Here is a 17,756-nt window from a genome sequence, read left to right as displayed (position 1 = left end):
AACTATGCTTACGTTAACAGCTGGAAAAAAAGCGGCAATGGATCGTTTGTCAACCCAAGAAGGAATCATTAGCGCATTAGCCATTGATCAACGAGGCGCCTTGAAAAAAATGATCAAAGCGCTAGATGTAGAGCCAACTGATGCACAAATTGAAACGTTTAAAGAATTAGTCTCGAAAGAATTGACACCTTATGCGTCCGCCATTTTATTGGATCCAGAATATGGATTGCCTGCTGCAAAAGCACGCGATACCGAGGCTGGATTGTTACTCGCTTATGAAAAAACGGGCTATGATGCAACAACTCCGGGACGATTGCCTGATTTACTAGCAGATTGGTCTGTTTTACGCTTGAAAGAAGAAGGCGCAGATGCGATTAAATTTTTACTATACTATGATGTGGATGAGGATCCAGAAATCAATCATCAAAAACATGTATTCATTGAACGCTTAGGAAGTGAATGTGCAGAAGAAGACCTACCATTTTACTTAGAATTAGTTTCTTACGATGCACAAATAGCAGATGCAACTTCTTTAGAATATGCAAAAGTTAAACCGCATAAAGTGAATGAAATGATGAAAGAATTTTCTAAACCCCAATATAAAGTAGATGTATTGAAAGTGGAAGTTCCAGTTAATATGAATTTTGTAGAAGGTTTTGCGCCGGCTGAAACAGCGTATACAAAAGAGGAAGCCGCGAATTATTTCTTAGAACAAAGTCAAGCCACTGATTTACCATTTATCTTTTTAAGTGCCGGTGTCTCAACAGAGCTATTCCAAGAAACACTACGTTTCGCTAAAGAAGCTGGTTCAACATTTAATGGTGTTTTATGTGGCCGTGCTACGTGGAAAAATGGCGTGAAACCTTTCGTTGAAGCAGGAGAAACTGCGGCTTGTGATTGGTTAAAAACAGAAGGCCGAGAAAACATTGAAAGTTTAAATGAAGTCATCGCGGCAACCGCCAGCTCTTGGCATGCAAAAGTTCAAGTAAACGAAGGATAATTGGGAGGCATAGCTGTGATAGTAACAGTAACAATGAATCCGTCAATTGACATCTCCTACCTATTAGATCATCTAAAGCTTGATACCGTTAATCGGACCAGTCAGGTGACCAAAACCCCTGGTGGCAAAGGACTAAATGTCACTCGCGTTATTCATGATTTAGGTGGAGATGTTATCGCTACCGGCGTTCTTGGTGGTTTTCATGGGGCGTTTATTGCAAACGAGTTAAAGAAAGCAAACATCCCCCAAGCATTTACGTCAATCAAAGAAGAAACACGTGATTCGATTGCGATTTTGCACGAGGGGAATCAAACTGAAATTTTAGAAGCTGGACCGACTGTTTCCCCAGAAGAAATCAGTAACTTCTTTGAAAATTTTGATCAATTAATTAAGCAAGCAGAAATTGTCACAATTTCTGGCAGTTTAGCGAAAGGATTACCGTCAAATTTTTATCAAGAATTAGTTCAAAAAGCTCACGCACAAGAGGTTAAGGTGCTACTAGATACTTCTGGGGATAGTTTAAGGCAAGTTCTTCAAGGACCATGGAAACCGTATTTAATTAAACCTAATTTAGAGGAACTAGAAGGATTGCTAGAGCAAGATTTTTTAGAAAATCCATTAGCAACTGTACAAACAGCTTTAACAAAACCAATGTTTGCTGGAATTGAATGGATTGTCGTATCTTTAGGAAAAGATGGTGCAATTGCCAAACATCACGATCAATTCTATCGTGTAAAAATTCCAACGATTCAAGCTAAAAATCCTGTTGGTTCAGGAGATGCAACCATTGCTGGTCTTGCATATGGACTAGCGAAGGATGCCCCAGCTGCCGAACTGCTAAAATGGGGCATGGCGGCTGGAATGGCTAATGCCCAAGAAAGAATGACTGGGCATGTAGATGTAGAGAACGTGAAGAAACATCTTATGAACATCCAAGTAGTTGAAATTGCTAAATAAAGAGCTTTCTTTATTTAGCAATTATCCAGTAATTGAAAGCGTTTACTAGAAAGGGTGGCAATGTGGACAGATTTGAAATTAAAGAGGAGTTTCTTTTAAATGGTCAACCATTTAAAATTTTATCAGGCGCCATTCATTATTTTCGTATAGATCCCTCAGATTGGCATCATTCACTTTATAACTTGAAAGCTTTAGGCTTCAATACAGTTGAGACATATGTACCATGGAATTTACATGAACCGCAAAAAGGAACATTTCATTTTGAGGGAATATTAGATTTGGAGCGCTTTTTAAAATTAGCACAAGAACTTGGACTATATGCGATTGTGCGGCCGTCTCCTTATATTTGTGCAGAATGGGAGTTTGGCGGTTTTCCAGCTTGGCTATTAAATGAACCAGGACGGATGCGTTCGAATAATCCAACCTATCTGAAGCATGTTGCGGAATATTATGATGTTTTAATGGAAAAAATTGTTCCGCATCAACTTGCTAACGGTGGCAATATTTTAATGATTCAAATCGAAAACGAATATGGTTCATTTGGCGAAGAAAAAGCGTATTTACGGGCGATTCGCGATTTGATGATTGCACGTGGCGTGACAGCACCATTTTTTACTTCTGACGGGCCATGGCGCGCAACATTGCGGGCAGGCAGCATGATTGAAGATGATATTTTAGTAACTGGGAATTTTGGCTCAAAAGCCAAAGAAAATTTCGGTATGATGCAAGCCTTTTTTGAAGAACATGGTAAAAAATGGCCGTTAATGTGTATGGAATTTTGGGATGGCTGGTTTAATCGTTGGAAAGAGCCAATTATTAAACGAGATCCGCAAGAATTGGCTGAATCAGTTAGAGAAGCATTAGCATTAGGCAGTATCAACTTATATATGTTTCATGGCGGCACCAATTTTGGGTTTATGAATGGCTGCTCCGCACGAGGAACCATTGATTTACCACAAATCACTTCCTATGATTATGATGCGCCACTTGATGAACAAGGGAACCCAACCGAAAAGTATTTTGCGTTACAAAAAATGCTTCACGAAGAGTACCCTGCGTTACCACAAGCTGAGCCATTAGTAAAAGAATCTTTTGCGCAAACAGCAATTCCTTTAACCAACAAAGTGAGTTTGTTTGCGACTTTAGAAACGATTAGTCAGCCAGTGGTCAGCGTTTATCCGCAAACCATGGAACAATTAGGACAAAATACCGGCTATCTTCTTTACCGAACAAGCATTGAAAAAGATGCTGCAGAAGAAAAGCTAAGAGTGATTGACGGTCGTGATCGTCTGCAATTATTTGTCAATCAGGTACATCAAGCAACGCAATATCAAACGGAAATTGGCGAAGATATTTACGTTACACTGCCGCAAGAGAATAATCAAATCGATGTTTTAATGGAAAATATGGGTCGTGTCAATTACGGGCACAAACTATTTGCAGATACTCAGAAAAAAGGGATTCGAACGGGTGTCATGGCAGATTTACATTTTATGACACAATGGCAACAATATTGTTTACCTATGACAAGCTGTGAACAGGTAGACTATTCAAGAGAATGGCAACCTGATCAACCAAGCTTTTACCAGTATCATATGGAGTTAGCAGAAGTGAAAGATACATTTATTGATGTTTCTAAATTCGGCAAAGGAATTGTTTTTGTTAACCAAACCAATCTTGGTCGTTTCTGGAATGTTGGTCCGACGCTTTCCTTATATATTCCCAAAGGATTATTAAAAGAAGGGCAAAATGAGATCGTCATTTTTGAAACGGAAGGAACGTACCAACCAGAAATTCAGTTAGTAAAAGAACCACTATATAAAGAAATGAAAGAGGGATTACAATGAGTATTATTGGCGTAAGAATTGATGGACGTTTGATTCATGGACAAGTGGCAAATTTATGGGCGACAAAATTGAATATTTCCAGAATTATGGTCGTTGATGATGAGGTTGCAGGGAATGCCATTGAAAAAAGTGGCTTGAAATTAGCAACACCAGCTGGCGTGAAACTAAGCGTGTTACCAGTTGAAAAAGCTGCTCAAAATATCTTAGCAGGAAAATACGACTCACAACGTTTACTAATTGTGGTACGGAAACCAGATCGTTTATTAAAACTAGTAGAACTTGGGGTGCCGATTAAAGAAATCAATGTTGGGAACATGTCTCAAACAAACGAAACACGGTCGATTACTAAGTCAATCAATGTGGTCGATCAAGATATTGAGGTTTTTAAAGAGTTAAATGCTAAAGGTGTCCATCTGATTGCTCAAATGGTGCCAAGTGACAAAGCGGAAGACTTTATGAGTTTGATAACAAAATAGGAGGGAACAAAAAATGAATATCTTATGGTGGCAGATCTTATTATTAACATTATACGCAGGATACCAAATTTTAGATGAATTACAAATTTATTCTTCATTAAGTGCGCCAGTGTTTGCAGGTCTTTTTGCAGGATTAGTGATGGGGGATATTAAAGCAGGACTTATTATTGGTGGAAGTATGCAATTAACTGTATTAGGAGTTGGGACTTTCGGGGGTGCCTCCAAAATTGATGCTAACTCAGGTACGATTCTTGCCACAGCATTTTCTGTGTCTTTAGGAATGAACCCTGAACAAGCAATCGCTGCTATTGCAGTACCAGTTGCTAGTTTAATGATTCAATTAGACATTTTGGCTCGTTTTGCGAATACCTACTTTGCACATCGGATTGATAAAATGGTCGAAGATATGAACTACAAAGGAATTGAACGTAACTTCTTAATGGGTGCCTTACCTTGGTCTCTTTCTCGAATGATTCCAGTCTTCTTAGCACTTGCTTTTGGTGGTGGTTTAGTACAAAAAGTTGTATCTGTCCTAAATGGCGATTTGAAATGGTTAGGTGATGGCTTGTCTGTTGCTGGGGCGGTCTTACCAGCGGTCGGTTTTGCAATTTTACTACGTTACTTACCAGTGAAAAAACATTTCCCTTATTTAATTCTTGGTTTCACTGTAACTGCTTTACTAGGAACAATCTTTACAAACATGCAACTTTTAGGAACATCTGTTGCGAGCGTTGTGAAAGACTTCAGTGGTGTATTTAACGCACTACCAATGTTAGCAGTCGCTTTAATTGGTTTCGCTTTAGCCGCAATTAGCTACAAAAATGGCCAAATGATTCCGAGTGGGCCAGCAGCCAAAAAAGAACATGCAGCGAATGATTCAGACGAAGGAGAGATTGAAGATGACGAAATCTAATTATAAATTGACGAAAGAAGATTTTAAACAAATTAATCGCAGAAGCTTGTTTACTTTCCAATTAGGTTGGAACTACGAAAGAATGCAAGGATCAGGTTACTTGTATACGATTTTGCCACAATTGCGTAAAATTTATGGGGATGATACGCCTGAATTAAAAGAAGTAATGAAAACACACACGCAATTTTTCAATACTTCAAACTTCTTTAATACAATTATTACAGGGATCGATTTGGCCATTGAAGAAAAAGAAGGCATTGCTGGAAAACAAACAGTTTCAGGTTTGAAAACTGGTTTAATGGGACCGTTTGCAGCAATTGGGGATTCAATTTTCGCAGCTTTAATTCCAACTATTTTTGGGGCGCTAGCTGCCAACATGGCGATTAATGGTAACCCAACTGGTATCTTTATCTGGATTGTTGCTCAAATTGCCGTGATGGTCTTCCGTTGGAAACAATTGGAATTTGCGTATCGCGAAGGAATTTCTTTGGTAACAACTATGCAACACCGCTTAACTGCCTTAACAGATGCTGCAACTTTACTAGGGGTCTTCATGGTTGGCGCTTTAGTGGCAACGATGGTTAATGTGAAACTATCATGGGCACCAAGTATTGGGGATGTAACACTTAACATGCAAAATAACTTGGATATGATTTTACCACGTCTACTTCCTGCAGGAATTGTCGGTGGCGTTTATTGGATGCTAGGTAAAAAGAATATGACGTCTACTAAAGCCATTTTTATCGTATTAATTGTCTGTGTCGCATTGTCTGCGTTAGGTGTTATTTCAAAATAAGTAAGACAGGAGAAAATCGATGAGTGAACATTTAGTTTTAGTAAGTCATGGCCGTTTTTGCGAGGAATTGAAAAAAAGTGCGGAGATGATTATGGGACCGCAAGAAACAATTTCCACTGTTGCTTTATTACCAGAAGAAGGTGAAGCTGACTTTTTAGAAAAATTTGAAGCGATTACGGAATCGTTAGAAGATTTTGTTGTCTTTGCTGATCTACTAGGGGGGACACCTTGTAATATTTTATCCAAAAAAATTATGCAAGGTGCTTCGTTTGACTTATATACTGGGATGAATTTACCGATGGTTATCAGCTATGTAAATGCAAGTTTATTAGCGATCAAAGGTGACTATGTTAAGGAATCAGCAGAAAGTATTGTGAAAGTCAACGAATTGCTGCTAAATGTTGCAGTAGATGACGAGGATGAATAATTCTGACTTGTTGTCGTAAGTAATTAAAGTTTTTAAGAGAATGATTTAGAGATGGACGTTCCAAAAATAAAAGAATTTATTTTTGGAACGCCCCTTTAATTGTTAATAATGAAAGCGTGTTCAAAAATGTTAGGGGGCTGATTTATCAGATGAAACATGGAAAAATAAAACGATTTAGTACATTGACACTATTGGCAAGCGCAACGATTTTAGTACCATTAAGTACGTCTGCAGAAGAAACAACAAACAGCAGCACTGAAACAAGCTCATCAATGGTGGAACCTACCGCAACAGAAGAAAAATTGTGGCAATCTGATTTTCCAGGAGGGAAAATTGGTGAGTGGCAAGATGTGATTGGTAAAACAAATCGAGAATTAGCAGGAGAGTCATTGGCGATTTCACGAGATGCAGCAGCAGGTAATAATGCCGTATCTTTAAATTTAGATTCCCCTAAATTAGCTGATGGTGAAGTAGAAACAAAGTTTAAATACACTGCTGGAAGCGGTCGAACGGGTGTGATTATTCGTGGTAATACCAAAGATAGCTGGGTTTTTGTAGGCTATAACGCGAATGGCAAATGGTTAGTTGAAAGCCCTAATTCGTGGAATGATTCAATTTCTGGGCCAACGTTAAATGAAGATACGAATTATTTGTTGAAAGTACGTTATGTTGGTGAAAAAATTACTATCTGGCTTAACACCACGTTGATTTACGAAGGAGAACCTGTTTTGGCCAACGGAGACAAAATTCCAACAGAAGCCGGACATATGGGTGTCCGTTTGTGGTACGACAAAAAAATTGTCAATTATGACTATTTTAAAAATGGCCCCGTAGATAGCATTCCAGAAATTGTGCCAGAAGTGACCCAAATTGCGCCAGTCAAAGTTTTTACAAAAATTGGTGTCGCACCAAAATTACCGAAACAAGTAAAAGTGACCTATAATACTGGTAAAGAAGCCAATGAAGCAGTCCGTTGGAATGAAATCGATCCTGATGCATATAAAGAACCAGGAACTTTTGAAGTCGACGGTACTTTGGAAAATACAAACATCAAAGCAAAAGCCAGCATTGTTGTTGCTAAAGACAATGAAGCTGAAAAAGGCGACAAAATCTCTTCCGCAGATTTAACAGCCGTGGTTGATCCACAATTTCCACGAATTATTCGCTACGAAGACCCTCAGAGTAATCAAGTGATTTTTAATGGCCAACACGAGAAAATTGACCAAGTAATGATTGATGGCAAAGCATATAAAGCAACTGCTGAAAAACAAAAGAGTGAAGCAAATCAAGCCGTTTATAACGTAGCTGTCCCAGAAATTGGCCTGCGTTTCACAACGACATTGACTGTTTCCGAAGGCCAAGAATTAGCTATGAAACTCTCAGATATTCGTGAAGAAGGAATCAAAATACACACAATTTCAATTCCAAATCAAGGCTTGATTTCTGTCAATAGTACAGATGAAGGGGCGACTTTTGCTGGCGTTGTGATGAATACTGGGACAAATGCAAATAACGGAAATAAAAATGGTGATACTATCCAAGATTTAACTACAACAAGCCAAGAAGAAACGAAAAAATATATGTATGGTTTCTTAAATACGGCGAATTATGCTGCAAGTTTTTGGACGAACGCCTATGGAGACGGCTCTGTCGATGGTAGTGACAACAATCGAATCCATAAACAAACAAAAGAAGCGGCGACTGGTTTTGTAACAACCTTGTCAAGTGGGGCATGGACCTATCGACCATTTGATGCACCGGAAGATTACACAACTGGAGAAACACCAGAAGTGAAAGTTAAATTCTCAAAAGATAGCAACGACGACAATCGGGTGGATTGGCAAGATGCGGCAATTGGGTTCCGTTCAATTATGAATAACCCAATGGGCGCGGAAAAAGTCCCTGAATTAGTCAACCAACGGATTCCTTTTAACTTTGCTAGTCAGGCGACAAATCCATTCTTAGTGACGTTAGACGAATCAAAACGTATTTACAATTTAACAGATGGATTAGGACAAATGAATTTACTAAAAGGGTATCAAAATGAAGGACATGATTCTGCGCATCCAGATTACGGTGCTATTGGTCAGCGACCTGGTGGGGAACAAGCGTTGAATCAATTAATTGATGAAGGCCATAAATTAAATGCCGTTTTCGGTGTGCATATTAATGACACCGAGTCTTACCCAGAAGCAAAAGGATTTAATGAGGAATTAGTTGATCCAACGAAGCGTGGCTGGGATTGGTTAGATCCGTCTTATTTTATTAAACAAAGACCCGATGCATTGAGTGGTCGTCGCTATGAGCGCTTTAAAGAATTAAAACAAAAAGCACCGAATCTAGATTATATTTATGTTGATGTTTGGGGCAACCAAGGCGAATCAGGTTGGGCAAGTCGTCAACTAAGTAAAGAAATTAATTCACTCGGTTGGTTTACAACCAATGAATTTCCGAATGCTTTAGAGTATGACTCGGTTTGGAACCATTGGTCTGCAGAAAAAGATTACGGCGGTACAACAACGAAAGGCTTTAACAGTACAATCGTTCGTTTTATTCGGAATCATCAAAAAGACACTTGGATTATTTCCGACAACCCTTTGTTAGGTGGAGCTGAATTTGAAGCCTATGAAGGTTGGGTGGGTAAAACCAATTTTAATACCTATCGCCAAAAAACTTTTGCCATTAATGTCCCAACTAAGTTCTTACAACATTACCAAATTACAAACTGGGAAACTACAACAGCAGCAGATGGTCAAATCTATGGCACAATTAAATTAGCGAACGGTGCTGAAAAAGTGACCGTTACTCAAGCAGATGCTAATTCGCCAAGAAGCATTACGTTAAATGAGACAGAAGTTCTAAAAGGTGATGCGTATCTACTGCCTTGGAATGTCAATGGTCAAGACAAACTATATCACTGGAATCCAAAAGGCGGTACCAGCACTTGGTCATTGGATAAGAAAATGCAAGGAAAAACGAATTTACATTTATATGAATTAACAGATCAAGGGCGTATTGACAAAGGCGCAATTGCCACTACAAATAACCAAGTGACCATCCAAGCCGAGGCTAATACACCGTATGTCATTGCTGAACCTGACAGTATTGAACCGATGACATTTGGAACAGGAACACCATTTAAAGATCCTGGATTTAATGAAGCCAATACCTTAAAAAATAACTGGAAAGTTTTCCGAGGTGATGGAGAGGTTAAAAAAGATGCTAACGGTGATTATGTCTTTAGTTCAGAAAAAGAAAGAACCGAAATCAAACAAGACATCAATCTTCCTAAACCAGGAAAATATAGTTTGTATTTAAACACAGAAACACATGATCGCAAAGCCACAGTAACTGTTAAAATTGGTGGTAAAAAATATACGCGGACAGTGAATAATTCGGTTGCCCAAAACTACATTCAGGCAGATATTAACCATACAAGCAGGAAAAATCCGCAGTATATGCAAAATATGCGAATTGATTTTGAAATCCCAGATAATGCCAAAAAAGGCTCGGTGACATTAGCGGTTGATAAAGGCAATTCCGTTACAAAATTTGATGATTTACGAATTGTTGAGCGTCAAACGGATATCATGAACCCAGACAAACAAACAGTTATTAAGCAAGATTTTGAAGACACACAAGCAGTTGGGTTATATCCGTTTGTTAAAGGCTCAGCTGGTGGTGTAGAAGATCCACGGATTCATTTATCAGAAAGAAATGAACCTTACACACAATATGGTTGGAATGGAAACCTTGTTTCAGATGTATTAGAAGGCAACTGGTCCTTGAAAGCCCATAAACAAGGAGCAGGATTGATGCTTCAAACAATTCCGCAAAATATTAAATTTGAACCGAACAAGAAATATACGGTCCAATTTGATTATCAAACTGATGGTGAAAATGTCTTTACTGCTGGGACCATTAATGGGGAGTTGAAAAATAACAATGACTTTAAGCCAGTCGGTGAGTTAACTTCGACAGCAGCAGATGGTCAAACCAAGCATTATGAAGCAGAAATAATTGGGGATGCTTCAGGAAACACTACGTTTGGTATTTTTACAACAGGTGCCGATAAAGATTTCATTATGGATAACTTTACGGTCACAGTGGAATCAAAAAAATAAATTTAGTCTATCTAGAAGAGGTCGGGACAGAAGTGTTTAACTCCGAGAAATAAGAAGGAATTTCCGGAAATTGTTCTATAATTTTTGGAGACCAAGTAGGTATTGTTCATCATCGAATCACTACGTTCTTCGTGATTCTCAACAATTTCGGCTTATTTCCGAAGGACCTTCACCAAGTAGGTACGATGATTTCATCTGTTCATGCTTCACAGTGAAACATCGCAACTCTTAGAGCTGTAGCTCTTTTGAAGGCTGTACTGTGACGAGACGCATGTCGAGAAAACACCTTAGAAGTTGTTGAGATCGGAGCAACGCGTAGTGTTGTTTCTGTTCCCGCCGTTTATCAGTTTTTGAGCGTGAAGCAAAAATCCAAAGTGATTTTTGTCCCACGCTCTACTTCTTTTATGAAAAGAAGCAAGGTCTAGTGCCTCATTTTTATACTGTAGAATAAACAGACACATTTTTTTAAGTGTCAGGCTTCTTTGTGTATTTCATCAAGAACGAATGGACAAACTTGCCTTTTGCCACAAATCGTTTACAATTACAATGATAGGCATAATTTATTTAGAGGTGAAGTGATTGAAGAAATACAATGTTGATTGGAATTACTGGGTTGTCCGCTTTTTATTTGTAATGGCGCTGATTGTTGGCTATTTATTAATCACGAATTATCAGCACTTTGTCCATAGTGTTTCGGGTTTATTAGGCATCTTATCCCCATTCATTACTGGGTTTGTGATTGCTTATTTATTGAGTGGAAGTCAGAAAAAAATCGAGGGATTACTAGAAAGAGTACCTTTACCAGTCGTTAAAAAAGCGAAACACGGCTTGAGTGTACTCCTTTTATACCTGATTATTTTGTTTATTTTTGTCTTGACATTAAACTATATCGTTCCGCTACTCATTAGTAATTTAGTAGATTTAGCAAACTCTTTACCTACTTTTTATGATCACATGGTTCAGTTTGTGATGAGTTTAGAAGATAAAGGGATTTTAAAAACAGCCGCGATTGAAAAATATTTAAATAGTGTCCTTAAAGATTTGTCGCCAGAACGTTTTTTAAATCAATGGACACAAGCGTTATTTTCATTAGGAACGTTGACTAAAAATGTTTCCTCATTCTTTTTAAATGCATTTTTGACGTTGATTATCTCAATATATGCGCTGGTATTTAAGCAATCTATTTTGACATTTTTTGAAAAGGCTGCCCACAAATTGCTGTCTGAAAAAGTGTACAAGCAAACACAAACCTGGTTAAATACAACGAATAAAATTTTCTATAAATTTATCAGTTGCCAATTTCTTGATGCTTGTATAATTGGCGTTTCATCAACGATTTTGTTAAGTATTTTAAATGTGAAATTTGCTGTGACTTTGGGGATTTTATTAGGTATTTGTAATATGATTCCTTATTTTGGTTCGATTTTTGCGTCAATTGTTGCTGGTGTGATTACGCTTTTCACAGGTGGTGTTACTCAAGCAATTACGGTGTTACTAGTTTTATTAATTTTACAACAAATTGACGGTAATATTATTGGTCCTCGAATTATGGGAGATGCCCTAAATGTCAATCCGATTTTAATTATTGTTTCAATCACGATTGGGGGAGCGTACTTCGGCGTCTTAGGGATGTTTTTAGCAGTTCCTGTTGCTGCAATCATTAAAATTATTGTCTCGGAGTGGCTAAATGAATCAAAAGAAAATGATAAGATTGTAGATTCTATTGAATCCTAAAGTAAAACTTTTCGTCTCGCGTTGACGAAAAGTTTTTTAGTGGAAAAGAAAGTTTAATTATTTGGAATTTTTGATATGCTATACTTGAAGTAAATAGAAAATCAAAATTGAGGTGAATAGATGCAGTTTTTAAAAAAATATGGCGGCTATTTTTTAGTTTTAGGGGTCTTACTTGATTTTTTTACACCTTATTATGTCGGATTCAAAGATCAAGGTTACAATCAATTGACAGAAGTAATTAGCTTATTAGGTGATGTGAATAGTCCAGTTAGGGAAAACTTTAATCGGTTAACTATCATTGCGGGAATGTTGATGTTAGCAAGTTTACCTAGGATATATGCTATTTTTTCCAGAAAAACAAAAAAAGGTGCTTGGTTAGTAGTGGCAATGATTGGCGCTTATGGTTTATTTGATTGTATTTTCAGTGGGCTCTTCAGCGTAGACACTTCAAGCGCTGGCACAGTTGCTGCCGCGCTTCATAACGGAGGATCAGCAGTTGGTTATACAGGCTTTTTGTTGTTATCAGGCGTCTTAACCATTATCTATAGTAAATACGGTTCGCAAAAAAATAAAAACCTTTTTGGCTTTTTGTTTATTTTATGTATGCTTGCAGCCGGCTTATATGGCTTAGCAAGGATTCCACAGCTACAACAGGTAAAACCATTTAATTATTTAGGCTTATGGCAAAGAGTGAGTTCATTTTGTAATTATCTACCAATGCTGGCACTGTGTTTACAAACTAAAACCAATGACAAATTTGATTGAACATTTGTCATTGGTTTTTTACTAGTTAAAATTGTCTGGTAATAACTTAATTATTGGCTACGGTGACTTCACCAGTAACAGTGGCACCATCTTTTTCTAAGTCAGCAGAATCTTTGTATTCTTGTTTATCAAAAGTAATATTGCCATTAACTTTGGTACCATTTAAAGTAAAGCCATTTGCTTTCACCTCAATATCACCTTTGACAGTCCCATGAACGATGTTGAAATTTTCAGAAGAAACGATTAGCTTAGGAACCGTGATTTCATATTCAGCAGTTACTTTTTTATTATCATCTTGAGAATAAAGCGCTAATTTACGATAGACATCGTTGGAATCTTTCCCCTTATCATGGAAAGTACCAGCAACTGTTACCTCGTTATCAAAAGTGACATTGTCAGTAGCTGCGACAATCCAATTTCCTTTATCACTTAACGCCATTTCGAGCTCTTCAGGCTTGGCACTAATTGAAGCACCAGAGACTACTTCTGTACTTGAATTAGCTGTTTCTTTGCTACTAGAACTACTATCTGTTTTTTTATCAGATGAACAAGCACTAAGCAACACAAGAGCAGCAGTTGCCGTCAAAACAGTGGTGAGTACTTTAGACATTTTCATGAAAATCCCTCCAAAAAATTTATTTATTTCTTCCTTTATCATAACTGATTCAAAGGGAAATGAGTAATCATACACTCAAAGATTGAGAAGTTTGGCTAATGGGAAATTAGGCTTATTCTCTCAAGAAGGTTCAGGAAATATTCAAAGTAATCATTTCTTTTTCAAATGTTCCTTTTCTGTAGTAAGCTAGTAATAGACAGAATTTTAGGAGGAGATTTTGATGCCTTGGAATATGAATGATTATCCTACATCAATGAAAAATTTAGCACCTTTGATTCGGAAAAAAGCGATAGATATTGGCAATGCGTTGCTTGCGGATGGCTACCCTGATGATCGCGCCATTCCAATTGCGATTAGTCAAGCGGAGAAATGGTATCAAGAGGCAAGTGCAGCAGACAAAAAGGCCTTCGAACAAGAAGCAAATCCTACGAAACAAGATTCGCATAAACAGGATAAACATGCGGGAAAATTATTAACGGCGGCTGTCAACGTTAAATATAAAGACGACCAATGGTTGGTGATTTCAGACAGCGCTGAAAAAGCAAGTAATACATTTACCCACAAACAAGAGGCGGTTGAACGAGCTCAAGAAATTGCTCGGAATAAGCAAACAAAGCTGAAAATCTATAAGCAAGATGGTACGTTACAAGAAACCAAAGAATATACTGAATAATTTTTCGAAACCTTGATATTCCGTTGCAATTCAAGAAACGGTTATCAAGGTTTTTTTGCGAGGGAGAAATGGACAAGTAAGAAAAAATAACAAAAGTTAAGAATGAGAATAAGACTTGCTTTTCTAGTTTTTGGTGGGTACAATTACACTAATTAAGATAAAAAATCAAAATAATTGAGGTGCTACGACAATGGAAAAAGCCAATCTTGATTGGAATAATTTAGGATTTTCTTACATTAAAACGCCCTTTCGTTATATTAGTTATTGGCGAGATGGCAAGTGGGAAGAAGGCACGCTAACAGATAACAATCAGTTAACGATTAGTGAAGGTTCGCCTGCTCTACATTATGGCCAACAATGTTTTGAAGGATTAAAAGCGTATCAATGTGCAGATGGTTCTGTCAATTTGTTTCGTCCAGATGAAAATGCCAAACGGCTACAAAAAAGTTGTGCGCGTCTACTGATGCCACAAGTACCAGTAGAAACCTTTGTTTCTGCATGTCAAGAAGTGGTGAAAGCCAACCTTGCTTATTTACCGCCATATGGAACGGGCGGTACGTTGTATCTCCGCCCTTATATGATTGGTGTCGGCGATAATATTGGCGTAGCACCTGCCAAAGAATACATTTTTTCTATTTTTTGCGTGCCGGTTGGTTCGTATTTTAAAAATGGTTTAGCACCAACCAACTTTATTGTTTCTGACTATGATCGAGCGGCGGGTCGAGGAACTGGGGCCGCTAAAGTGGGGGGCAATTATGCAGCTAGTCTTTTACCAGGTGCAGAAGCACATGAGAAAGAATTTAGTGATTGCATTTATTTAGATCCGTATACGCATACGAAAATTGAAGAAGTTGGTGCAGCCAATTTCTTTGGCATAACCAAAGATGGTACTTTTATTACGCCGAAATCAGCGTCTATTTTACCAAGTATTACTAAATATTCATTATTGACGCTAGCAAAAGAACGTTTAGGGATGACGGCGCTTGAAGGAGACGTTTACATTGATCGATTAGCGGACTTCTCCGAAGCGGGTGCTTGTGGCACAGCGGCGATTATTTCTCCTATTGGTGGGATTCAAAACGGCACAGATTTCCATGTATTTTATAGTGAAACAGAAGTTGGACCAGTGACTAAGCAACTATATGATGAATTGGTTGGCATACAGTTTGGTGACAAAGAAGCGCCAGAAGGCTGGATTGTAAAAGTTTAAAGAGACAAAAAAGAGAGAATTCATGCTCTCTTTTTTTTGTGTAGAATATTCAGAATTTTCTATAAAAAGATTGACTTTGATTCTATTTAAAGGAATAATGGAAGATACAAGATTTAAAAAAGGAGGGAAAGCTATTGCTTATTAAATCAGCAGAATCAGACGAAATGACGATTTTTTTTGATAAAGAAAACCAACCAAATGCACAAGTTCAAATGGGCATTATTACATTACAGCCTGGTGAAAAACGGCCTTTAGCTGGATATGCTCGCCATGAACAGGATGAATATTCTTATGTGATTTCTGGCGAAGCACATACGATTTTAGAAGATGGTCAAGACTTAGTCGGAAAAGCTGGACAAGCCCAATTAATTGAAGCTGGTGAGGGGCACATTAATTATAATGATGGGTTGGAGCCAGCGGTCGTTGTCTGGATGCTTGTGGAAAGGACAAAATAAAAGGGGAGCTGTCTTTCTGTAAGTAAGAGCATAAAAAAATGAAGAGTTATAGGAGAAAGAAGATGAAAAAGTATTTAAAAATCACAATGGTTTGTATTTTATTGGTAGGATTTTTAGCTGGGTGTACCAATAAAAATGAAAATAAAAAGAAACAGAAAAATACCAAAGAAGCCGTTCAACTGATGTCACCTTCAGAATTAACAACGCTCAACACCTCTGTATTATTGGATTTTCCAGATGCTATTGTCCAAACAGCAGCGTTTGAAGGGTTATATAGTTTAGATGAACAAGACCAATTGGTACCAGCCGTAGCAAAAGCATTGCCGACGATTTCAGAAGATGGAAAAACCTACACGATTTCTTTGAGAAAAGAAGCGGTTTGGAGTAACGATGATCCTGTCACAGCACATGATTTTGAATATGCTTGGAAAAAAATGATTGATCCTAAAAACGGCTTTGTTTATAGCTTCCTCATCGTTGAAACAATTCAAAATGGTGCAGAAATCTCAGCGGGGAAATTAGCTCCCAATGAACTTGGTGTCACAGCTGTGGATGATTATACATTAAAAGTGACGCTCAAAGAGCCAAAACCGTACTTTACGTCCTTATTAGCTTTTCCGACATTTTTCCCGCAAAATCAAAAAGTAGTCGAACAATTTGGTGCGGACTATGGAACTGCTAGTGATAAAGTCGTCTATAATGGTCCGTTCGTGGTAAAAGATTGGCAGCAAACAAAGATGGACTGGCAACTAGCAAAAAATAATCGCTATTGGGATCACCAGAACGTGCGCTCAGACATTATCAATTATACAGTTATCAAAGAAACATCTACCGCATTGAATCTTTTTGAAGATGGACAATTAGATGTGGCTACACTAAGTGGTGAACTGGCGCAACAGAATAAAAATAATACGTTGTATCATTCGTACCCAACAGCGACAATGAACTATTTGCGCTTAAATCAAAAACGAAAAGGGCAAGCAACGCCGCTTGCAAACGAAAACCTGCGTAAAGTGTTGGCTTTAGGCATAGATAAAGAAAATCTAGTCAATAATATTATTGCAGATGGTTCTAAAGCGCTACATGGTGCAATCACGGAAGGCTTTGTGGCGAATCCCACAACGGGACTCGATTTTCGTCAAGAAGCAGGTGATTTAATGGTTTATAACAAAGAAAAAGCGCAAAGTTATTGGAAAAAAGCACAAGCAGAATTAGGAGAAAAGGTTAACGTTGAATTGATGGTAACAGATGATGGTTCTTACAAAAAAATTGGTGAAAGTTTGCAAGGCTCGCTACAAGAACTGTTTCCTGGTTTGACAATAGAGCTAACCGCATTGCCGACCGAAGCTGCATTGAACTTTGGGCGAGAAAGTGACTATGATTTATTCTTAATTTACTGGACACCAGACTATCAAGATCCTATTTCTACCCTGATGACTTTATACAAGGGCAATGATCGCAATTATCAGAACCCTGTCTATGACAAATTATTAGATGAAGCAGCCACAATCTATGCCTTAGAGCCAGAAAAAAGATGGGCGACACTGATTGCAGCTGAAAAAGAAGTGATTGAAACGACTGCTGGCATGATTCCACTTAGCCAAAATGAACAAACAGTCCTGCAAAATGATAAAGTCAAAGGCTTGAATTTTCATACCTTTGGCGCTCCATTAACGTTAAAAAATGTTTATAAGGAAAAATAAAAAGAGAGCCTGGGCTGAAAATCGCTTTTGATTTTCGACCCAGGCTTAAATCCTGCTTTT

15 protein-coding genes are annotated in these 17,756 nt (G+C 37.9%); 14 read left to right on the top strand and 1 reads right to left on the bottom strand.

Annotation, left to right across the window (positions count from 1 at the left end; genetic code table 11):
* The first annotated feature begins 4 nt into the window (after positions 1 to 4).
* The 10 genes from lacD to IGI63_RS03305 all read left to right on the top strand — a co-directional run bounded on the left by lacD (position 5) and on the right by IGI63_RS03305 (position 13,039).
* The gene (gene lacD / locus IGI63_RS03350; protein ID WP_002357245.1) at positions 5 to 1,000 is read left to right on the top strand and encodes a tagatose-bisphosphate aldolase; all 996 of its coding nucleotides are present in this window, start codon (positions 5 to 7) and stop codon (positions 998 to 1,000) included.
* Positions 1,001 to 1,015: 15 nt separating this feature from the next.
* Positions 1,016 to 1,957 (top strand): hexose kinase, encoded by a 942-nt coding sequence (locus tag IGI63_RS03345; protein WP_429975312.1) that lies wholly within the window; start codon positions 1,016 to 1,018, stop codon positions 1,955 to 1,957.
* Positions 1,958 to 1,989: 32 nt separating this feature from the next.
* Positions 1,990 to 3,804 (top strand): glycoside hydrolase family 35 protein, encoded by a 1,815-nt coding sequence (locus tag IGI63_RS03340; RefSeq protein WP_429975311.1) that lies wholly within the window; start codon positions 1,990 to 1,992, stop codon positions 3,802 to 3,804.
* Entirely contained in the window at positions 3,801 to 4,280 is a 480-nt protein-coding gene (locus tag IGI63_RS03335; RefSeq protein WP_002361968.1) for a PTS system mannose/fructose/N-acetylgalactosamine-transporter subunit IIB, read from the top strand. The genes IGI63_RS03340 and IGI63_RS03335 overlap by 4 nt, the downstream gene beginning before the upstream one ends.
* Before the next feature lie 13 nt (positions 4,281 to 4,293).
* Positions 4,294 to 5,193, top strand: coding sequence for a PTS mannose/fructose/sorbose/N-acetylgalactosamine transporter subunit IIC (locus tag IGI63_RS03330; RefSeq protein ID WP_002357253.1), 900 nt, complete (start codon positions 4,294 to 4,296; stop codon positions 5,191 to 5,193).
* Positions 5,180 to 5,989 carry a PTS system mannose/fructose/sorbose family transporter subunit IID gene (locus tag IGI63_RS03325; RefSeq protein ID WP_002357254.1) on the top strand — a complete coding sequence of 270 codons (810 nt, stop codon included), beginning with the start codon at positions 5,180 to 5,182 and terminating at the stop codon, positions 5,987 to 5,989. The genes IGI63_RS03330 and IGI63_RS03325 overlap by 14 nt, the downstream gene beginning before the upstream one ends.
* Positions 5,990 to 6,008: 19 nt before the next feature.
* The gene (locus tag IGI63_RS03320) at positions 6,009 to 6,416 is read left to right on the top strand and encodes a PTS sugar transporter subunit IIA (RefSeq protein ID WP_131750571.1); all 408 of its coding nucleotides are present in this window, start codon (positions 6,009 to 6,011) and stop codon (positions 6,414 to 6,416) included.
* Positions 6,417 to 6,565: 149 nt separating this feature from the next.
* The gene (locus tag IGI63_RS03315) at positions 6,566 to 10,540 is read left to right on the top strand and encodes an endo-alpha-N-acetylgalactosaminidase family protein (RefSeq protein ID WP_429975310.1); all 3,975 of its coding nucleotides are present in this window, start codon (positions 6,566 to 6,568) and stop codon (positions 10,538 to 10,540) included.
* 579 nt (positions 10,541 to 11,119) lie between these two features.
* Positions 11,120 to 12,274 carry an AI-2E family transporter gene (locus IGI63_RS03310; RefSeq protein WP_429975309.1) on the top strand — a complete coding sequence of 385 codons (1,155 nt, stop codon included), beginning with the start codon at positions 11,120 to 11,122 and terminating at the stop codon, positions 12,272 to 12,274.
* A gap of 120 nt (positions 12,275 to 12,394) precedes the next feature.
* Positions 12,395 to 13,039, top strand: a complete 645-nt coding sequence (locus IGI63_RS03305; protein ID WP_002369262.1) for a DUF998 domain-containing protein — start codon at positions 12,395 to 12,397, stop codon at positions 13,037 to 13,039.
* A gap of 46 nt (positions 13,040 to 13,085) precedes the next feature.
* Here IGI63_RS03305 and IGI63_RS03300 read toward each other — a convergent pair whose 3' ends face one another.
* A complete protein-coding gene (locus IGI63_RS03300) occupies positions 13,086 to 13,697 on the bottom strand; it encodes a hypothetical protein (protein WP_002381806.1) in 612 nt (203 codons plus the stop codon).
* A 178-nt stretch (positions 13,698 to 13,875) separates the two neighbouring features.
* Here IGI63_RS03300 and IGI63_RS03295 point away from each other — a divergent pair, with 178 nt between their 5' ends.
* The 4 genes from IGI63_RS03295 to IGI63_RS03280 all read left to right on the top strand — a co-directional run bounded on the left by IGI63_RS03295 (position 13,876) and on the right by IGI63_RS03280 (position 17,696).
* Positions 13,876 to 14,328 carry a DUF2188 domain-containing protein gene (locus tag IGI63_RS03295; protein ID WP_016616305.1) on the top strand — a complete coding sequence of 151 codons (453 nt, stop codon included), beginning with the start codon at positions 13,876 to 13,878 and terminating at the stop codon, positions 14,326 to 14,328.
* 190 nt (positions 14,329 to 14,518) lie between these two features.
* Positions 14,519 to 15,538 carry a branched-chain amino acid aminotransferase gene (locus IGI63_RS03290; protein WP_002366823.1) on the top strand — a complete coding sequence of 340 codons (1,020 nt, stop codon included), beginning with the start codon at positions 14,519 to 14,521 and terminating at the stop codon, positions 15,536 to 15,538.
* A 134-nt stretch (positions 15,539 to 15,672) separates the two neighbouring features.
* A complete protein-coding gene (locus IGI63_RS03285) occupies positions 15,673 to 15,993 on the top strand; it encodes a cupin domain-containing protein (RefSeq protein WP_429975308.1) in 321 nt (106 codons plus the stop codon).
* Between the two features lie 62 nt (positions 15,994 to 16,055).
* Entirely contained in the window at positions 16,056 to 17,696 is a 1,641-nt protein-coding gene (locus IGI63_RS03280) for a peptide ABC transporter substrate-binding protein (RefSeq protein ID WP_429975307.1), read from the top strand.
* The last annotated feature ends 60 nt before the right edge of the window (positions 17,697 to 17,756 follow it).

Origin of the sequence: Enterococcus sp. DIV0086, assembly GCF_050498705.1 — a bacterium.
GTDB classification, from domain to species: Bacteria; Bacillota; Bacilli; order Lactobacillales; family Enterococcaceae; genus Enterococcus; species Enterococcus faecalis.
Note: the sequence above shows the minus strand (reverse complement) of the source record. Positions and strands in the feature narration are given on the sequence as shown.